This is a genomic window from Streptomyces sp. NPDC027672, assembly GCF_055566335.1.
Genome location: NZ_JBVHSO010000013.1, coordinates 18810 through 35050, shown reverse-complemented (window position 1 = coordinate 35050; position 16241 = coordinate 18810). Strand labels below are relative to the sequence as shown.

12 protein-coding genes are annotated in these 16241 nt (G+C 74.7%); 9 read left to right on the top strand and 3 right to left on the bottom strand.

The window, feature by feature from the left end:
- Nucleotides 1–19 precede the first annotated feature (19 nt).
- Nucleotides 20–733: an alpha/beta fold hydrolase gene (locus ACZ4SV_RS28055; protein WP_468007401.1), complete on the top strand. Its 714-nt coding sequence runs from the start codon at nucleotides 20–22 to the stop codon at nucleotides 731–733.
- 256 nt (nucleotides 734–989) lie between these two features.
- Nucleotides 990–1565 (top strand): Dps family protein, encoded by a 576-nt coding sequence (locus tag ACZ4SV_RS28050; protein ID WP_397972309.1) that lies wholly within the window; start codon nucleotides 990–992, stop codon nucleotides 1563–1565.
- A gap of 56 nt (nucleotides 1566–1621) precedes the next feature.
- On the opposite strand, the gene ACZ4SV_RS28045 is transcribed toward ACZ4SV_RS28050, so the two are convergent.
- Together ACZ4SV_RS28045 and ACZ4SV_RS28040 are read right to left on the bottom strand one after the other, a co-directional pair.
- Nucleotides 1622–2416 carry an SDR family NAD(P)-dependent oxidoreductase gene (locus ACZ4SV_RS28045; RefSeq protein ID WP_365877823.1) on the bottom strand — a complete coding sequence of 265 codons (795 nt, stop codon included), beginning with the start codon at nucleotides 2414–2416 and terminating at the stop codon, nucleotides 1622–1624.
- A 142-nt stretch (nucleotides 2417–2558) separates the two neighbouring features.
- The gene (locus ACZ4SV_RS28040) at nucleotides 2559–3047 is read right to left on the bottom strand and encodes a carboxymuconolactone decarboxylase family protein (protein ID WP_468007398.1); all 489 of its coding nucleotides are present in this window, start codon (nucleotides 3045–3047) and stop codon (nucleotides 2559–2561) included.
- A 216-nt stretch (nucleotides 3048–3263) separates the two neighbouring features.
- Between ACZ4SV_RS28040 and ACZ4SV_RS28035 the strand changes: the two genes are divergently transcribed.
- The 4 genes from ACZ4SV_RS28035 (at nucleotide 3264) to ACZ4SV_RS28020 (ending at nucleotide 8809) form a co-directional block, all read left to right on the top strand.
- A complete protein-coding gene (locus ACZ4SV_RS28035; RefSeq protein ID WP_468007396.1) occupies nucleotides 3264–3995 on the top strand; it encodes a hypothetical protein in 732 nt (243 codons plus the stop codon).
- A 77-nt stretch (nucleotides 3996–4072) separates the two neighbouring features.
- Nucleotides 4073–6889, top strand: coding sequence for a M48 family metalloprotease (locus tag ACZ4SV_RS28030; RefSeq protein ID WP_468007395.1), 2817 nt, complete (start codon nucleotides 4073–4075; stop codon nucleotides 6887–6889).
- Nucleotides 6890–7036: 147 nt separating this feature from the next.
- The gene (locus ACZ4SV_RS28025) at nucleotides 7037–7546 is read left to right on the top strand and encodes a hypothetical protein (RefSeq protein ID WP_468007393.1); all 510 of its coding nucleotides are present in this window, start codon (nucleotides 7037–7039) and stop codon (nucleotides 7544–7546) included.
- A 6-nt stretch (nucleotides 7547–7552) separates the two neighbouring features.
- Nucleotides 7553–8809, top strand: coding sequence for a hypothetical protein (locus tag ACZ4SV_RS28020; protein WP_468007391.1), 1257 nt, complete (start codon nucleotides 7553–7555; stop codon nucleotides 8807–8809).
- Nucleotides 8810–8842: 33 nt separating this feature from the next.
- On the opposite strand, the gene ACZ4SV_RS28015 is transcribed toward ACZ4SV_RS28020, so the two are convergent.
- The gene (locus tag ACZ4SV_RS28015; RefSeq protein WP_468007389.1) at nucleotides 8843–9439 is read right to left on the bottom strand and encodes a TetR/AcrR family transcriptional regulator; all 597 of its coding nucleotides are present in this window, start codon (nucleotides 9437–9439) and stop codon (nucleotides 8843–8845) included.
- A 378-nt stretch (nucleotides 9440–9817) separates the two neighbouring features.
- On the opposite strand from ACZ4SV_RS28015, the gene ACZ4SV_RS28010 reads away from it, so the two are divergent.
- The 3 genes from ACZ4SV_RS28010 (at nucleotide 9818) to ACZ4SV_RS28000 (ending at nucleotide 16237) form a co-directional block, all read left to right on the top strand.
- Entirely contained in the window at nucleotides 9818–12106 is a 2289-nt protein-coding gene (locus ACZ4SV_RS28010; protein ID WP_468007387.1) for an ATP-binding protein, read from the top strand.
- A 188-nt stretch (nucleotides 12107–12294) separates the two neighbouring features.
- The gene (locus ACZ4SV_RS28005) at nucleotides 12295–13368 is read left to right on the top strand and encodes an AraC-like ligand-binding domain-containing protein (RefSeq protein ID WP_468007385.1); all 1074 of its coding nucleotides are present in this window, start codon (nucleotides 12295–12297) and stop codon (nucleotides 13366–13368) included.
- Nucleotides 13358–16237: an ATP-binding protein gene (locus tag ACZ4SV_RS28000; protein ID WP_468007383.1), complete on the top strand. Its 2880-nt coding sequence runs from the start codon at nucleotides 13358–13360 to the stop codon at nucleotides 16235–16237. Before ACZ4SV_RS28005 ends, ACZ4SV_RS28000 begins: the two co-directional genes overlap by 11 nt.
- The last annotated feature ends 4 nt before the right edge of the window (nucleotides 16238–16241 follow it).

The window sequence follows — 16241 nt, the reverse complement described above, 5'->3', positions numbered from 1 at the left end:
AGGAACCAGGAACCACGCCATGACCACTCCCACCGTCCTCCTCGTCCACGGCGCGTTCGCCGACGCCGGTAGCTGGACCGGCGTCGTCTCCCGCCTCCAGGACCACGGCATCCCGGTGATCGCCCCGCCCAACCCGCTGCGCGGACTCGCCGCCGACGCCGCCTACGTCGCCTCGGTCGCCGCCCAGATCGACGGCCCCGTCGTGCTGGTCGGGCACTCCTACGGCGGCGCGCTCATCACCGTGGCCGGCACCGCCGAGAACGTCGTCGGCCTCGTCTACGTCGCCGCCTACGTGCTGGAGGAGGGCGAGAGCCTCGGCGAGCTGCAGGGCCGCTTCCCGGCCTCGCCGCTGGTCAGCAGCCTCAAGCAGTGGACGTACCCGGTGCCGGGCGGCGACCCGGCCGTCGAGGTCACCATCGCCGAGGACGCCTTCCCGTCCGTCTTCGCCGCCGACGTGCCGGCCGAGACCACCAAGGCGCTCGCGGCGGCGCAGCGCCCCCTCGCCGCCGCGGCCTTCGAGGAGACGGCCGCCGCGGCCGCCTGGAAGACCAAGCCGTCCTGGGCCCTGGTGGCCGCCGCCGACCAGGCGATCAACCCGGAGGTGGAGCGCTTCGGCGCCGAGCGGGCCGGTGCGACGGTCGTCGAGCTGGAGTGCGCCTCCCACGCGGTGGCCGTCTCCCGGCCCGAGGCGGTCGCCGACCTGATCCGTGCGGCGGTCCGCGCGACCGGCTGACCGGCCGGCGGACCCGGAACGGCCGCGCGAGCGACTCCCTTCGCTCACGCGGCCGTTCGGCATGTCCTCAGGCTTTTCCAGGCGGTCCGGTGCGCACTTCCGGGGCGGTCCGGAGCCAGTCCTCTCCGGGGCGGTCCGATGCGCATGTCCGTCTGCGCTGAAGCGCACAGGGACATGCGCTCTGGGACAAGGCGACCAGGCGTCCGGCGCCTAGCGTCAGCGGTGTACACCACGCACCAACCGCAGGAGGCACATCATGACCACCGACACCCCGGGCACCGGCAGCCAGCCCCGGCTGCACCAGAAGGGCCGCGTCATCCAGGAGTTCGGCACCGTCAAGCAGTTCCCGCTGGCCCTGTCGTACGAGGCCCGGATGTACTCCTGCCAGCGGCTCAACAAGGTCCTCGCGGACACGCAGATCCTCTACGGCCTCTACAAGAAGCACCACTGGCTCATGCGCGGCGCGACCTTCTACCAACTGCACCTGGTCCTGGACCAGCACGCGACGCAGCAGCTCGCGCTCGTCGACACGCTCGCCGAGCGGGTCCAGACGCTGGGTGGCGTGGCCGTCGGCGACCCCCGTCACGTCGCCGAGCTCACCTCGGTCCCGCGCCCGCCGGACGGTGTCGAGGAGGTGCCCGCGATGCTCTCCCGCCTCCTGGAGGCACACGAGATCATCCTGACCGACGCGCACGACGCGGCGTCCCGCGTCGCGGAGCTGGGTGACGACGGGACCAACGACCTGCTGGTCTCCCAGGTGATCCGCACCGGAGAGCTCCAGACGTGGTTCGTCGCCGAGCACTTGGTCGACACACCCCTCGTGCGCGCGTGACACGTCGGTGACGGGGTGACGGGGCGACGGTCAGGGGGACGAGAGGTGACCGACCGTCAGGGCAGGATGGAGTCGACGTACCCGCCGTCGACCCGCAGCGCCCCGCCCGTGGTGGCGGAGGCCTGGTCCGAGCTGAGGTAGACCACCATGTTGGCGATCTCCTCCGGTTCGATCAGCCGTTGCAGCAGCGATTGCGGCCGGTGCCGGCGCATGAACTCGCGCTGGGCCTCGTCCCACGGCAGATCGCGGTCGACCAGCTGGTAGACGAAGTCCTCCACGCCGCCGGTGTGGGTCGGCCCGGCGATGACCGAGTTCACCGTCACCCCGGTGCCGGCCGCCTGCTTGGCGAACCCGCGGCCCACGGCGAGGAGCGCGGTCTTCGACATGCCGTAGTGGATCATCTCCACGGGGACGACCACGGCCGAGTCGCTGGCGATGTACTGGACGCGCCCCCAGCCGCGCCGGGTCATCTGCGGCAGGTACAGCCGGGTCAGGCGTACGGCGGCGAGCACGTTCACCTCGAAGTAGCGCCGCCACTCCTCGTCGGTGATCTCCAGCGGGTCGGCGGAGCCGAAGACACCGAGGTTGTTGACGAGGATGTCCACATGGGGCAGGGCCTCGGCCAGCCGGGCCGCGCCCTCCTCGTGGGCGACGTCCGCGGCGACGGGGACCACGTCGGCGCCGGGCACCTCGTCGGTCAGCCGGGCCGCGGCGGCGGCCACGCGCTCCTCGTCACGGCCGTTCACGGCCACCCGGGCACCGGCCCGGGCGAGGCCGGCGGCGATGGCCGCGCCGATGCCCTGGGTGGAGCCGGTGACCAGAGCGGTGCGTCCTGCCAGATCGATGCGCATCCCGACGACTCCCTTTCGGACGGGCTCTGCTTGGACCTGGACAGGATGCTAGGCGCGCAGGCGGCCGAAGGACGCGCGCAATGCCGTGACGCCGTGACGCGGTGACGCGGTGACTGACGCCGTGCGCTGTGGTGCCGCGCGCTCAGTGAGGAGGCGCCGGGCGCACCGGGTGCTTGCTCAGGACGGAGACCCGGTTGAAGGCGTTGATGGTGATCGCGACCCAGATCACGGCGGAGATCTCGTCGTCCGACAGGACGGAACGGGCGAGGGCGTAGGCGGCGCTCTGGGCGTCGGCGTCCGCCGGGTGGGTGGTGGCTTCGGCCAGGGCCAGTGCCGCCCGCTCGCGCGGGGAGAACAGCTCGGTGTCACGCCAGGCGGGCAGCACGCCCAGCCGCTGTGTGGTCTCCCCGGCGCGCAGGGCGGCCCGGGTGTGCAGGCCGAGGCAGTAGGCGCAGGCGTTGAGCTGCGACACGCGGATGTTGACCAGTTCGACGAGGATGCGGTCCAGTCCCGCGTCGGCGGCGGTCGCGCGGACCGCTTCGGCGGTGGCCGTCAGCGCGCGATAGGCGTCCGGGCTCTGCTTGTCGACGAACACCCGTCCATCGGTGGTCGCCGTCACCGTCTCCGCCACGTGATCTCCCTTGTCGCACGCTGTTCCGATCTCCGTCCTATCATCCCGAGAAAATGTTGAAACTCCAACTTCCTGGGGGCGGGGGGACACGGGTGACACGGGTGACGCGCCGACGTGGAAACACCGCCGCCTTTTGCCCCGTTCGGCCCGCCCGGTCGGGGTGAGGACCGCTACGGTGGTCGGCCTGGGTGCACCGGAAACCAGCACGGGGGTGCCATGGGGTGCGAAGCAGCTCCGTCCCACGGCCGGACGGCCGCGACGGACGGACCACGGGTACGGGTACGGGACGTGGTCCGCGACGTGGTGGCCGAGCTGGCCCCGGAGGAACTGCCACTGGTGGCGGGAGTGGCCGGGTTCGACGACGCCACGGTCGTACGGCGCCTGGGCGGCCGGCGCCGGCGGAGCGACACCCTGGGCTTCGGGTTCGGCGAGGTCGCCGCGCTGGTGACTCCGGTGGTGTGGCTCGCGCTGAACCAGGCCGCGCAGCAGCTCGTGGGCACCGCGGTGGACAGCGGTGTCGGCAGGGCGCGGGCCGCGCTGCGCCGACTCTCCCGCAGGCCGGCCGAAGTGGTGACGGTCCCGCCGCTGAGCCGTGAACAACTGGCCCTGGTACGGCAGTCGGTCCTGACGACGGCCGCGCGGCACGGCCTGGAAGAGGAGCGCGCGACGAGGATCGCCGACGCGGTGCTGACCAGACTGGTGCTGGCCGGCCCGGAGGATCCCGGACCGGAGGATCCCGGACCGGAGCCGGCGGACCCGGACGGCCCAGCCGATCCGACCGGCTCGCCTGATCCGACCGGGCCGCCTGATCCGCCTGGTCCGACCGGCCAGGGCGGCCCGGCTGACCCGACTGGTTCGGCTCGTCCGGCCGGTTCGACTGGTCCGGCTGGTCCCGCTGATCCGACCGGTTCGGCCGGTTCCGCCGGCGCGGCCGACGCCGACGCATGATGGCCGCCTTACCCCCGGATGCCGCTCCCGGGGCGGGGGAGCGCCCCGCCCCGGTCCCGCTCGACGAGCGGGTGCTCGTGGCCGGCACGACACTGCGTTTCGTCCTGCTCGTGCTGCTGCTGGCGGCGGCCGGCGCGAGCATGGTCCCCGCGGCCGTCCGGCACTTCCTCGCGTCGTCCGCCAAGGCCGACAAGGAGGCGGCCTGCTGGCTGGCGGCAGGCATCGATCCCGGCGCCTCTCTGAACACGAGCTACGTCCAGTACACCCGGAACGCGTCCGCGCTGCGGGACTGCACGGCGCGCTACAGCCAGGACTTCACCGGGGTGTCGCTCGGCGTGGGAGCGCTGGCGCTCGCCGCGGCCGTCGCGGTCTACTGGCTGCTGCCGGTGTGGCGGACGCAGCGCTCCAAGGTGGTGCCCCTGGACGCCATGGACGTACACGGCAGGCTACGACCGCTGCTGGACGAACTGACCGCCGTCGCCGGACTCACCCGCCCGCCCCGCTTCGTCGTCGACCCCGGGGCACGGACCGCCGGCGCGGTCGCGTTCGGCCGCTGGCGCAGACCCACGGTCTGCCTGGACGTCGGTCTGGTCGTCACGAGCGACCCGCGCCGCGACCGGTTCCGCGCCGTGGTGCTGCACGAACTCGCGCACCTGCGCAACGGGGACATCGGGATCACCTACGCCACCGTCGCCCTGTGGCGCGTGTTCCTCGTCCTGGTCCTCCTCCCGTGGGCGGCGGTGTTCCTGGACATCCTCTTCTTCGCCGGCACCGCGGACGTCCGGAGCCGGTTCGCCCCGTTCAACACGCACAGCCTGGTGCTCGGCGGTCTGCTCGTGGGGGCGGTCCACCTCACGCGCGCGGGAATCCTGCGCCACCGCGAGATCCACGCCGACCTCACGGCGGCGCGCTGGGGCGCGAGCCGGGAGATCTGGGAGGCCCCCGCCGCACGGCGCTCCGACGCGTGGCCGGGACCGCTTCCCAGATGGGCCGAACTCTGGCACACCCACCCGTCCTGGGCGCTGCGCCGGACGTCGCTGACCGACCCGAAGGCGCTGTTCGCGCTGGAGGCGCTGCCCCTGTTCCTCACCGGGCTCGCGGCCGACATCCTCGTCTGGCACCTCGGGAGCCTGCCGTACGGCGTCCTCGCGGCCAAAGCGGTGCTCGTCGCGGCCCTGGTCGTCGGCATCGCAGGCGTCGCACTGTGGCGTGCCGTGCTGTACGCCGTCCGCACGGGGCGGCCGGTCCCGTCGGGAGGGCCCGTCGGCCTGTGGCTCGGCTCCGGCATCGTGGTGGGCGAGCTGACCGGCCCGCGAGCCGCCGGGAACCTCTGGCTGCCCCGGCATCCCGAGGCGCTGCTGATCCTCGTGGCCGCGCTGGTGCTGGTGCTGACGTGGACCGCGCAGAACGCCGAGTGGCTGATCAGGGCCCTGCGGGGGAGAGCGCTGCGGCCCGCCCTGCTCGTGGGCCTGGCGGTGCCCTCGCTCGCGCTCGCCTCGCTGCTGTACTGGTGGTACGTCCAGGGCGAGGTCCTGACCGACGGCTGGCCGTTCACGACGGCCGGTCTGCTGGGCTCGTACGGCCTGCCCGGGCTGCCACCCGCGCACATCGGCCCGCTGCTGGAGGCCGTCGCGGTGGTGGGTGTCCTTCCCGGCACCGACGCCTCCGCCGGGAGCCTGTGGTGGGCCGGTGTGCTGCTCTGGGCGGTCCCGCTGCTCACGACGGCGGTACGCCCGCCGGTGCGCCGGCCGGAGTGGCCGGCCGGAGCGCCGCCGGAGCCGGACGCGCCCCTCGGCACCCGTCCACCGGGACCGGGGCGGCACCTGGCCGCCGGGCTCGCGGGCGGGCTCGTCTGCTGGGCCGGGCTGGCCATGGCGCTGGCCCGTCTGCACACACCGGACCCGGCGGCCGTGCGCATGACGGGGCCGTTCCAGCTCACGCACCTGATGTGGCCCGTCTTCGTGATCTGCGCTGCGATGGCGCTGACCGCCGCCGTCGTCGCCGCGGTGACGGACGGGGCATGGCTGCTGGCCGGGCTGACCGCGGCGGGTGTCACCGCACTGCTGGGCGCGGGCGCCGCCTACCTCCTGATGAGGACGGACGGCTGTCTCGGTCCGCTCAACACCATGACGGACACCTGTAGATGGTGGCCGAACGTGGTGGCCTGGCCCCTGGTGAGAACCCAACTGGCCTACGCGCTGGCCCTCGGGACCCTGGTGGCCGGACTGGCCGCCTTCGCGGGCCATGGCGTGCGGGCGCTCGGGCGACGGGCCGGCCGCAGCGGACGGTACCCGGCGGCGTGGCCCACCGCGGAACGGCCGCTTCGTCGGGTGTGGCGGCACGGTGCCCGGCTGGCGGCCGTCGCGGTCGTCTTGGCCGGGGCCGGCGTGACGATGCTGACCGTCCAGACGTCCGGCCCGGCGGCCCGGCCACCGGAACTGGTGCTGCGTCAGCCGACGGAAGCTCCGTCGGCGTCGACGGCGCGCGACCAGGGCCAGGCGTGGGCGGCGGTCGGGGGACTGGACCACATCAACGCGCTCGTCGCGGCGGAGCGCGCCTACACCAGCGCGTACGAGGCAGGGGCGAACTCCGCCTCCGACGCCGAGTTCGACGCGGCGATGCGCGAACTGGGCACCTCCTGCGAGGAACTGACCCGGGCGACGAAGCGGGCCGGCGCGTATTTCACCGTACCCGATCCGGCAGGTCAGCAGGTGTGGTCACAACTGCTGGACCGACACCGGGAGTTGGCCTCCGCGTGCCGGAAGGTGGCCACGCGGCCCGGCGCCGCGACCGCCCGGGCCGTCGGCACCGCACACCAGTACGCCGTCGACTCGGCGGCCGCGATGACGTATTGGCTCGCCGAGACGGGCGCGATCCGGCCCCGGACTCCGTGAACGACTCGTGAGGGGTTGCCGGACCGGGTGGCGATCGCGTGACAATCACGCAGAAACCCGGCCGTTCCCGGCGGCCGTCGCTACAGTCGCCCCATGGCGCTTGTCGAGGGGGATGCCGCCGGAAAACGCGGGCGGCGCTTACGAGTTGTGTCCGGACGGGTCGCGGTCGTCGCGCTGAGCGGAGCGCTCGCACTGACCGCATGCGGCAGAGACGGAAGCGCCGACCGGAGCGGTGGCACCGGGAACAAGGAAGCGGCCGAGCGGCACACGGTCGTACTGGAGGCCACCTCCGACTACGGCCGGCCGATGGCGATCAACTACTTCGGTACGACCACCGGGCCGCAGGGCATCAGCATGATCGGGAAGAAGGGCGAAGGGGACCTGTCGGCGGAATCGCCGTGGAAGGTCACGCTCACCGTCGAGGGCAAGGACCCGTGGGTGCACCTGTCGGCCAACGGGACCGGCTGCCTCGGCCGCGCGACCGGAGGCGACTCCTGCGAAACCGGGGCCATTCCCCGCCGCGAGGACATCAAGGGGACCGGCACCACCACCTGTCGCATCACCATCGACGGCAAGGTCGTGGCGGAACGGTCCTACACCTATCCCACGATCGTTCCCGTCACCTGCCTCACGCCACGCGGCGGGAAGACCCGGTGAGGAAAGATGACTGACGACCTTGCGCGGCCCGGCACACCGGACGATCCGTCCCTCCCCGCCGCGGGTGAGGACGACGGCGGGCGCGACGGGAACGCCGGCGAGGGCTCGCCCCCGCGCCGCCGCTCACGGCGGCGTGCCGTGCTCCTCGCCCTGGGCGTCCTCGCCGTCGTCGTCGCGGTGCTCCTGTGGATCGTCCAGGCCACCGGCAGCGGACCGGACGGATCCTCTTCGTCCGTGCGCTCCGACCTGCGCCGTTCCGCGGCACTGCTGCGCGGGGCCCCGGCCCTGCACTACACCGGCACCCTCAAGGTCAAGGGACGCGGCGCGATCCGGCTGGACCTCGTCGTCAGCAACCCCGGTGACGCACTGGGCACGTTGACGATGCCCGGCAGCCCCGCGCTGGACTACGTGGCCATCGACGGCAAGTCGTTCCTGCGCGGGAACACGGAAGCGTGGCGCTCGCTCGGCATGGCCGAGAAGTCCGCGGTGCTCGCGGAACACCCCGCGCTGGTGACACCGGGCCTGTTCTTCTCCCAGGACCTCGCCACGACCCTGGCGCCTCCCGCACTGGCGAAGATGCTGCTGCTGGAGAAGGTCCCCGACGAGAAGATCACCGTGGGCGACCCCGTCACCGTGGGCGATCACACCTGCACCCCTGTCCACGGCGACGGCACGACCTTCTGCCTGGGCAGGAAAAGGGCGGGCGGCGCCCGGTTCGTCGACCGCGTCGGCTTCTCCGGCGGATCGGCCGTCCTCGACATCCAGGCGATGTCACGGGAGGCGGTGCACCGGTTCTCCACCGCGTTCCGGTCCCGGCTCCCCCTGACGCACCAGGCGGTCGACCACCGGATCAAGGTGACCACCCAGATCCTGACCGACTACGACGGCAAGTGCGCCCCGACCCTGTGCGTCTTCAAAGCCCGGGTGACCGTCACCTTCCTCGGTCCCACCGCGGCCGCCGAAGCCGCCAAGGCCGTCCAGGTGAACTACGCGTGGTCCATCGACCGGGACGGGGTGCCCGCGCGGACCGGCGCGCGGTGCTCGGGCGCCGTCCTGATCGAGCCGGGCAAGTCGGCCGACCTGTCGTGCGCCGCCACCGGCCCGTCGGTCCCGGCCGGCGGACCGACCGGCGGCCGGTACCGCGGGGAGATCCGCACCTCCGATGTCGCGCTCACCGAAGCGGAGTACCAGCGCCTGCTGCGCCTGGCGGCGGACGACAGCGACAAGATCGCGGCCCTCCCCGCCCTGCCCCCGCCCGGCTGACCGGCCACGCTGACGGGCGGTGCGGCCGGTGGTCTACTCCCGGTCGCCCCGCTCGCGGTATCCGTTCTCGACGAGCGCGCGGAGGCGGTCGACCGACTCCTCGTCGGCGGCGCGGGTGCTCCTGATCCAGGCGACCGAGATGACCGCGAGGAACAGGTCGTACCCCTGGACCGACGGGCGTACGCACCCCGCGAGCCGCGCGGCCCGCACGTACTCCTCGGTCGCGGCGATGAGCGTGTCGCAGGGAAGGGTGAGCGGGTTGTCCGGCTCCTGCGCCCTGGCCGCGGCCATCAGCGGTTCCGGCAGTCCGCTGAAGGCGCTGAAGTACTCCTCCATGGCCCGCAGCCACTGGGCGAGCGCCTCGCAGGCGTCACCGAGCCGGCCGATCTCCGCGCGGCGCGCCACCAGTTCCTCGGAACGCGTCTGCAGCACGGCCGCCAGCAGCGCCTCCCGGGTGGGGAAGTGCCGGTACAGCGTGGCGGGTCCGACGCCCGCCTCCTTGGCCACCGCCTCCAGCGAGGTGCCCACCCCGTCCCGCAGGAAGTGCCGCTGTGCCGCCTCCAGCAGGGCGGCACGGTTGCGCTGTACGTCGGCACGGGGCTTGCGCCCCTGCTGCCCGGTGGCGTCCATGTGCCCTCCTGCCCCGTGCCGCACGCGATCGTGCGGTCACGTGAACGGAGACCGCCTCCGTACGGGTCGAGCATAAAAGGGAGGCGGAATCCGATCAATTCATCACCCTGTCCTACGCCTCCTCCCGGCCCGGGCCGTGCCTTCCGCCGGGCTTCGCCGCCGGTCCGGCGGTCCCCGTGATGCCGGGCTTCGCCACCGTCCGGCGGCCCCTGCGACGCCGGGCTTCGCCGCCGGCCCGGCGGGCCCCGTGGCGCCGGGGCCGTCCGGCTGGAGGCCGCCCCGAAACGGCCGGGGAACTCCCCGCCGCCCCCCATGATCAAGAATCTCTCCGCTATCTCCTACAATGTTCAAGTAATGGGTGAGGTGGAAGGGGCGGGTATGTCCACGCATGAGGCGGCCTTCGGGCCGCTGCTGCGGGAGATGCGGATGGCGAAGTCGTTGACGATCGAGGCGTTGGCGGACGCGTCCGGCGTCAGCGTGCGCGGCATCGGCGATCTCGAACGCGGACGGCGGGCCGCCCCCCAGCGGCGGACGGTGGCCGCGCTCGCCGCCGGACTCGGGCTCGACGACACCGCGCGCGAACGGCTGCTCGCCGCCGCCCGGACCGGCCGCGCCCCCGGCTACAGCCCCCTCGGCGTGCGCTCCTTCCCGCGCGGCATCGACGACTTCGTCGGCCGCGCCGACGAACTGGCGGAACTGGAGAAACTCGCCGGCCCGCCCCCGGACGACGACACCGGGACGGAGACCGGGGACACGGCCGCCCGGCCCGTCGTCGTCGCCGTCCACGGCGCACCCGGAACCGGCAAGACCACCCTCGCGCTGCGCGCCGCCCGCCGGCTCGCCGACCGCTTCCCGGACGGCCAGCTCCTGCTGGACCTGCGGGGCACCGACGACGCGCCGCCCGCCCCCTCGGAGCTGATGGTCCGGGTGCTGAAGGCGTTCGGCGTGCCCGACCGCGACCTCGCCAAGGCCGGCCCGCAGGCCCACCCGGCCCTGTACCGGCAGGTCCTCGCCGACCGCCGCTGCCTGCTGGTGCTCGACAACGCCCGCGACGAGGCGCAGGTACGCCCGCTGCTGCCCGGCTCGGGCAGCACCCTGGTCCTGGTGACCAGCCGCCGCATGCTCACCGGACTCGACGACGTGCACCGGCTGCCGCTCGGCCGGCTCGACGCCGCCGAGGCGGCCGCCTTCCTCGCCTCCCTCGTCGGCGACGACCGTGCCACGACCGAACCGGACGCCCTGGAGGAGGTCGCCCGGCTGTGCGAGCACCTGCCGCTCGCTCTGCGCGTGGCCGGCAACTGGCTGGCGACCCGCACCGGTTGGAGCCTGCGCCGGCTCGCGGACCGGCTGGCCCGCGAGGAACGCCGGCTGGACGCGCTGTCCGCCGGGGACATCCGCGTGGCGAGCGCCTTCGACCTGTCCTACCGCCAGCTCACCCCCACCGCCGCCCGGCTCTTCCGGCGCCTGTCCCTGATCCCCGGCCCCGACACGAGTGCCGCCTGCGCCGCCCGGCTCACCGGCCAGGACCTCTACGACACCGAGGACACCCTGGAGGAGCTGGTCGAGGCCGGCCTGCTCGGCGTCACCGGGGACCGCTACCGGCTCCACGACCTGCTGTGCCTGTACGGCCGGAGCAGGCTCGCCGCCGAGGACGGCGCCGAGGACGCCGAGCGGGCCCGCCGCTCGATGTTCCGGTGGCTGCTGGAGACGGCCGTCGTGGCCGGCCGGTGGTACGAACCCGACCACGGCGCGCCGCCGCCCACCTGGCAGGGCACCGTGGACCTCGGCAGCGCCGACCGGGCGCGCGAGTGGCTCCAGGCCGAAGCCCCCAACTGGCTGGCGGCCCTGCGCGCCGCCGCGGCGGACGGCGCCCACGCCACCGTCGTGGAGGTCGCCGAGTCCCTGCACTGGTTCTCCGACCAGTGGATCTTCTGGGGGCACTGGCCGGAGGTCTTCGCCACCGCCGCCCGCTCCGCCGAGGCGCTCGGCGACCCGCTGCTCGAAGCCACCCAGCTCAACTACTACGCCTGGGCTGTGCTCCTGTGCGAGGGCAGACCCCGGGACAGCCTGGAGTACTCGGCCCGCGCGCTCGCCGCGGCCCGGCGGGCCGGCGACCGCGTCCAGCAGGCGTGGGCGCACCAGTACGCGGGCTGGGCTTACAACCTGCTCGGCGAGAGCGGCCCGGCCTTCGAGCACCACATCGAGGCCGTCTCCCTGTTCGACGCCGCGGGAGACCTGCCCGGCATGCTCCAGGCCCTCATCGGACGCGGCATGGACCTGGAGGGCGCCCGGCGCGGGGAGGAAGCCCTCGAGGCGTACCGGGAGGCCCTGGCCAGGCTCGACGAGGCCGGCGACCGCCTCGAACCCCACATCGCCACCGTCACCCGCGTCAACGTGCTCGCGGCCCTCGGCCGCAGCCACGCCCGCCAGGGCCACTGGGAGGAGGCCGTACGGCACCTGGGGACCGCCGTCGACCTGTGCCGCACGGACGGCAACATCGCCCTGGAGAGCCGCTATCTCCGTGCGCTCGGTGACGTACTCCTCGACGCGGGCCACACCGCCGAGGCCCGCGAGGCGTTCACGCGCTGCATCGCCCTCGGCCCCGGTGCCGACCCCCGGCGGGTCGCCGAGGCCCGCTCCCGGCTCGCCCGCCTGGACACGGACTGAACCGGCCCGCCGCCCGGCGCGGGCGGCCCCGCCACCTTACGGCCCGGTCACCGGCCCGACTTGCCCCTGCGCGCACGGCACTGTTCCCCGCGCGCACGTCCCGGCACCTCCGCTTTCTGCCTGGAGAGTGCCTGGTGCGCGGCACGGCCGGCTGGTTGATTGCAGGGGAGAAGAGAGAGGAGAGCCACGTGGAACTCGTGCTGTCGACGGACGCGGTGCCCGTCAGGGACAGACTCGACCGCTGGCGGGCCGCCCTCGCCACGGCCATGGCCCCGATGGCCGTGACACCCCGCGGCGGCGCCCCTCTCACCGGCCGGATCAGCGGCGGCCGCCTCGGCCGGCTGCCGGTCTGCTCCCTCGAGGCCGACGGCCAGCGCCTCAGCCACCGGGGACCGGACGGCGCGAGCGTGGGACTGCTCGTCCTGACGGCCGGCACGGTGACACTGCTCCAGGACGGCCGCAGCGCCGTCGCGGGCCCCGGCGACCTCCTGGTCTACGACACGGCGCGGCCCTACGCGCTGGACTTCCCCGAGCGGTTCGCCTGCCACGTCGTCCACCTGCCCCGCCGCGGTCTGGACGTGTCCGACGAGGAACTGCGCTCGGTCACGGGGACCGCCGTCAGCGGGACGCAGGGCATCGGCGCGATCCTCGGCCCCTACCTCACCCGGCTCCTGGACCCGGCGGACTCCTACGGCCCCGCCGTCGCGGCACGGCTCGCGGCCGGCGTCGAGGACCTCTTCGGCACGCTGGTGGCCGAGCGCGGCCGGTCCGGCGGCGCCGACAGCGGACGCGGCGAACTCGTCCTGCGCATCCGCGAGCACATCGACCGCCATCTGGAGAACCCCGGACTGTCACCGGAGACGGTGGCCCTGGCCCACCACATCTCCGTGCGCTACCTGCACCGGCTGTTCGAGGAGGAGGGCATCACCGTGGCCCGGCTCGTCCAGCGCCGCCGGCTGGAGGAGTGCGCACGGGACCTGGCCCGCGGCGGCCGGGCCGCGCCCGCCGTGGCGGCGGTGGCGCACCGCTGGGGCTTCGTCAACCCGGCCCACTTCAGCCGGGCCTTCCGCCGGGCGTACGGGCACTCGCCGCGTGAGTGGCGGCAGCTGAGCGCGGAGGGGCGGACGTCGCCCACCGCGTACGGCGACCACGCGCGGGACACCGCCGTACCGGCGCCCGGCACCCCGGGCACCGGCAGCACCGGCTCCCTCGCCGCGCGCACCGCCTCCGCCGCCGCCCGGGACACGGCCCGTGCGGCCTGACGCCGCCCCGGCGCGGACCGTACCGGCCCCGACGGCCACGGTGCCCCCGGACACCGGCCCGCCGCGCACGCCGGCCCGCGCACCGGTCCCGGCGAGCCGCGCGGCCCAGGACCGCCCGGCCGACAGCCCCCCGCCGCCCGACCGCCCGGCCCAGGACCGTCCCGCGCTCGCCGGCCGCGGCCCCGAGCAGGCCCTGCTGCGCCGCGTCCTGGACGGCGCCCGCGCGGGCAGCGGCGGCACGGGCACCCTCTTCCAGGGCGGCCCCGGCATCGGCAAGACGGCCCTGCTGGACTGGGCCCACGCCGAGGCCCGGGCGCTGGGCTTCACCGTGCTGCGCGCCGTGGGCTCCGAGGCCGAGGCCGGCGTGGCGTTCGGCGCGCTGCACCAGTTGCTGTGGCCGCTCACGGGCCGGATGCGCGCCCTGCCCGAACCGCAGCGGCGGGCCCTGGCCTTCGCCCTCGGCGAGGCCGCGGAACCCGTGCGCGGCGGTTTCCTGGTCGGCGCCGCGGTGCTGGCGCTGCTCGCGGGCGAGGCACGCATGCACCCGGTGCTGGTCCTCGTGGACGACCTGCAGTGGGTGGACTCCTCCAGCGCGGCCGTGTTCGCGTTCCTCCAGCGCAGGACCGCCGAGGTGCCCCTGGCCTTCGTCAGCGCGGGCCGCCCCGAGGGACCCGCGGCCGAGGGCAGACCCGGTACCGTCGTCGACCTGGCCGCACTGGCCGGCGACGACGCCCGCGCGCTGCTGGGCACCCGGCACCCGCACCTGGCGGTCACCACGGCCGAACGCATCCTCCAGGAAGCGGCCGGCAACCCGCTGGCCCTGGTCGAACTGCCCGTACACCTGCACCCGGACCAGGCACGCGGCGTCATGCCGCTGCCCAGGAGGTTCCCGCTCGGCCACCGGCTGGAGCGGCTGTTCGCGCCCCGGCTGGACCGCCTGTCCCGGGAGGCCGCCCACGTCCTGCTGTACGCGGCCCTGGGCGGTACGGCGGCGATGTGGGTGACGCCGGCCCTGCCGGACCGCCCCGACCCGCGGCGCGCCGACGACGTACTCGACGAGATCGAGACCAGCGGACTGGCCCACCTGGAACCGGACGGCCGGCTCACCTTCCGCCACCCCCTGGTGCGCGGCGCCGTCGTCGCCCGGGCCTCCGGACCCGAACGGCGGGCCGCCCACCGCCGGCTCGCCGCCGAACTGCCGCGCGACGACCCCCGGGCCCTCGGCCACGAGGCCGACGCGACCGTCCTGCCCGACGACGAACTGGCCGGCCGGCTCCAGGAGGCCGGCCGCCGGCTCGCGCTGCGCGGCGGCGACGCCGAAGGCGCTCTCCTGCTGCACCGCGCGGCCGTCCTCAGCACCGACGCCGAAGCCCGGGCCCGCCGCCTGACCTGGGCCGCGGCCATGGCCGCACGCGGCGGACGGCTGCCGTACGCGGCGAAACTCCTCGAGGAACTGCGCCACGCGCCCGTCCCCGACGACAGCGCCCCGCTGTACGCCTACGCCGTCGTCTACGTCGACCAGAGCCACCACGTCGACTTCGAGTCGTCCTTCACCCTGCTGCCGCGGGCCCTCGCCGCCCTGTCCCGGACCGGGCCGGGCGCCGGACCGTTCGACGACCTGGCCGAGCAGGTCTACTTCAAGCTGCTGCTGGCCACGGTGTACACCTCCGACGCGCGCGGCTGGGCCGCCCTGCGGGCTCACCGGCACCAGGTCTCCGCCCTGGCCGACCTGTGCCGCCGGGCCTGGTCCGACCCCGCCCGCACCGCCCACGGCACGGGCACCGAACTGCGGGCCATGGCCGCCGCGATGAGCCAGGAACAACAGGCCGGAGCCGCCTGGCTGCTGCTGTGGACCGCCGCGGCGGTCGACATGGCCGACGCCTCCCTGTGGCGCCGCTTCCTGGGCCAGCACGCCTACGCCACCCAGGGCAGCATTGCCAAGGCCGGCGGCTACCAGAACTACCTGCGCGGCCACTGGGACCAGGCGGAGGTGTGCCTGCGCGAGGCCGAGGCGGCCGACGCCCTCGGCTACCACTGCAACGCCCTGCTGTTCCGGCACCACTACGCCCACTTCCTCGCCGGACGCGGCGACGAGGAGGGTCTGCTCGCGGTGGACCGCGCCATCCGGCCCACGGCCGAGCGGGTACGCATGACGTTCGTGACGGACCACCTCACCCATCTGCGGGCCCTGGCCGCCCTCGGCCACGGCCGCGACGAGGAGGCGTACACCGCGCTGGCCGGACTGACCCCGCCCGGCGTGCTGCCGGCCGGACTGCCCTGGTTCCACCTGCCCTTCTTCGACTTCGTGGAGGCGGCGCTGCGCACCGGACGGACCGCGCAGGCACGGGCGCACGTGGCGGCCGGCGACGTGGCCCGCATGGGCGACATCTCCCCGCACCACGCGTTCCTGCTGGCCGCCGCCCGGGCGCTCGCCGCACCCGACGAGGAGGCCGACGCGCACTACCAGGCGGCGTACCGCGTGCCCGGCGCCGAGCAGTGGGTGTTCGAACTGGCCAGGCTGCGGCTGGCCCACGGCACCTGGCTGCGCGACCGCCACCGCCCGCAGACCCGGCAGACGCTCCAGCGGGCCCTGGATGCCTTCCGCGCCCTGGGCGCCGCGCCCTGGGCCGAGCGCGCCGCACGCGAACTGCGCTCCGCCACCGTGCGCACCGGTGCCGGCTGCCCGCTCACGGCGCAGGAGCTGCGCATCGCCCAGCTCGCGGCGGACGGGCTCACCAACAAGGAGATCGCGGCCAGGCTGAGCCTGTCCCCGCGGACCGTCGGCGGCCACCTGGCGAAGACCTTCCCCAAGCTGGGCATCGCCTCCCGCGCCGCCCTGGCCCGCGCGCTGGAGAGAGGCACGCCGTAGCGGC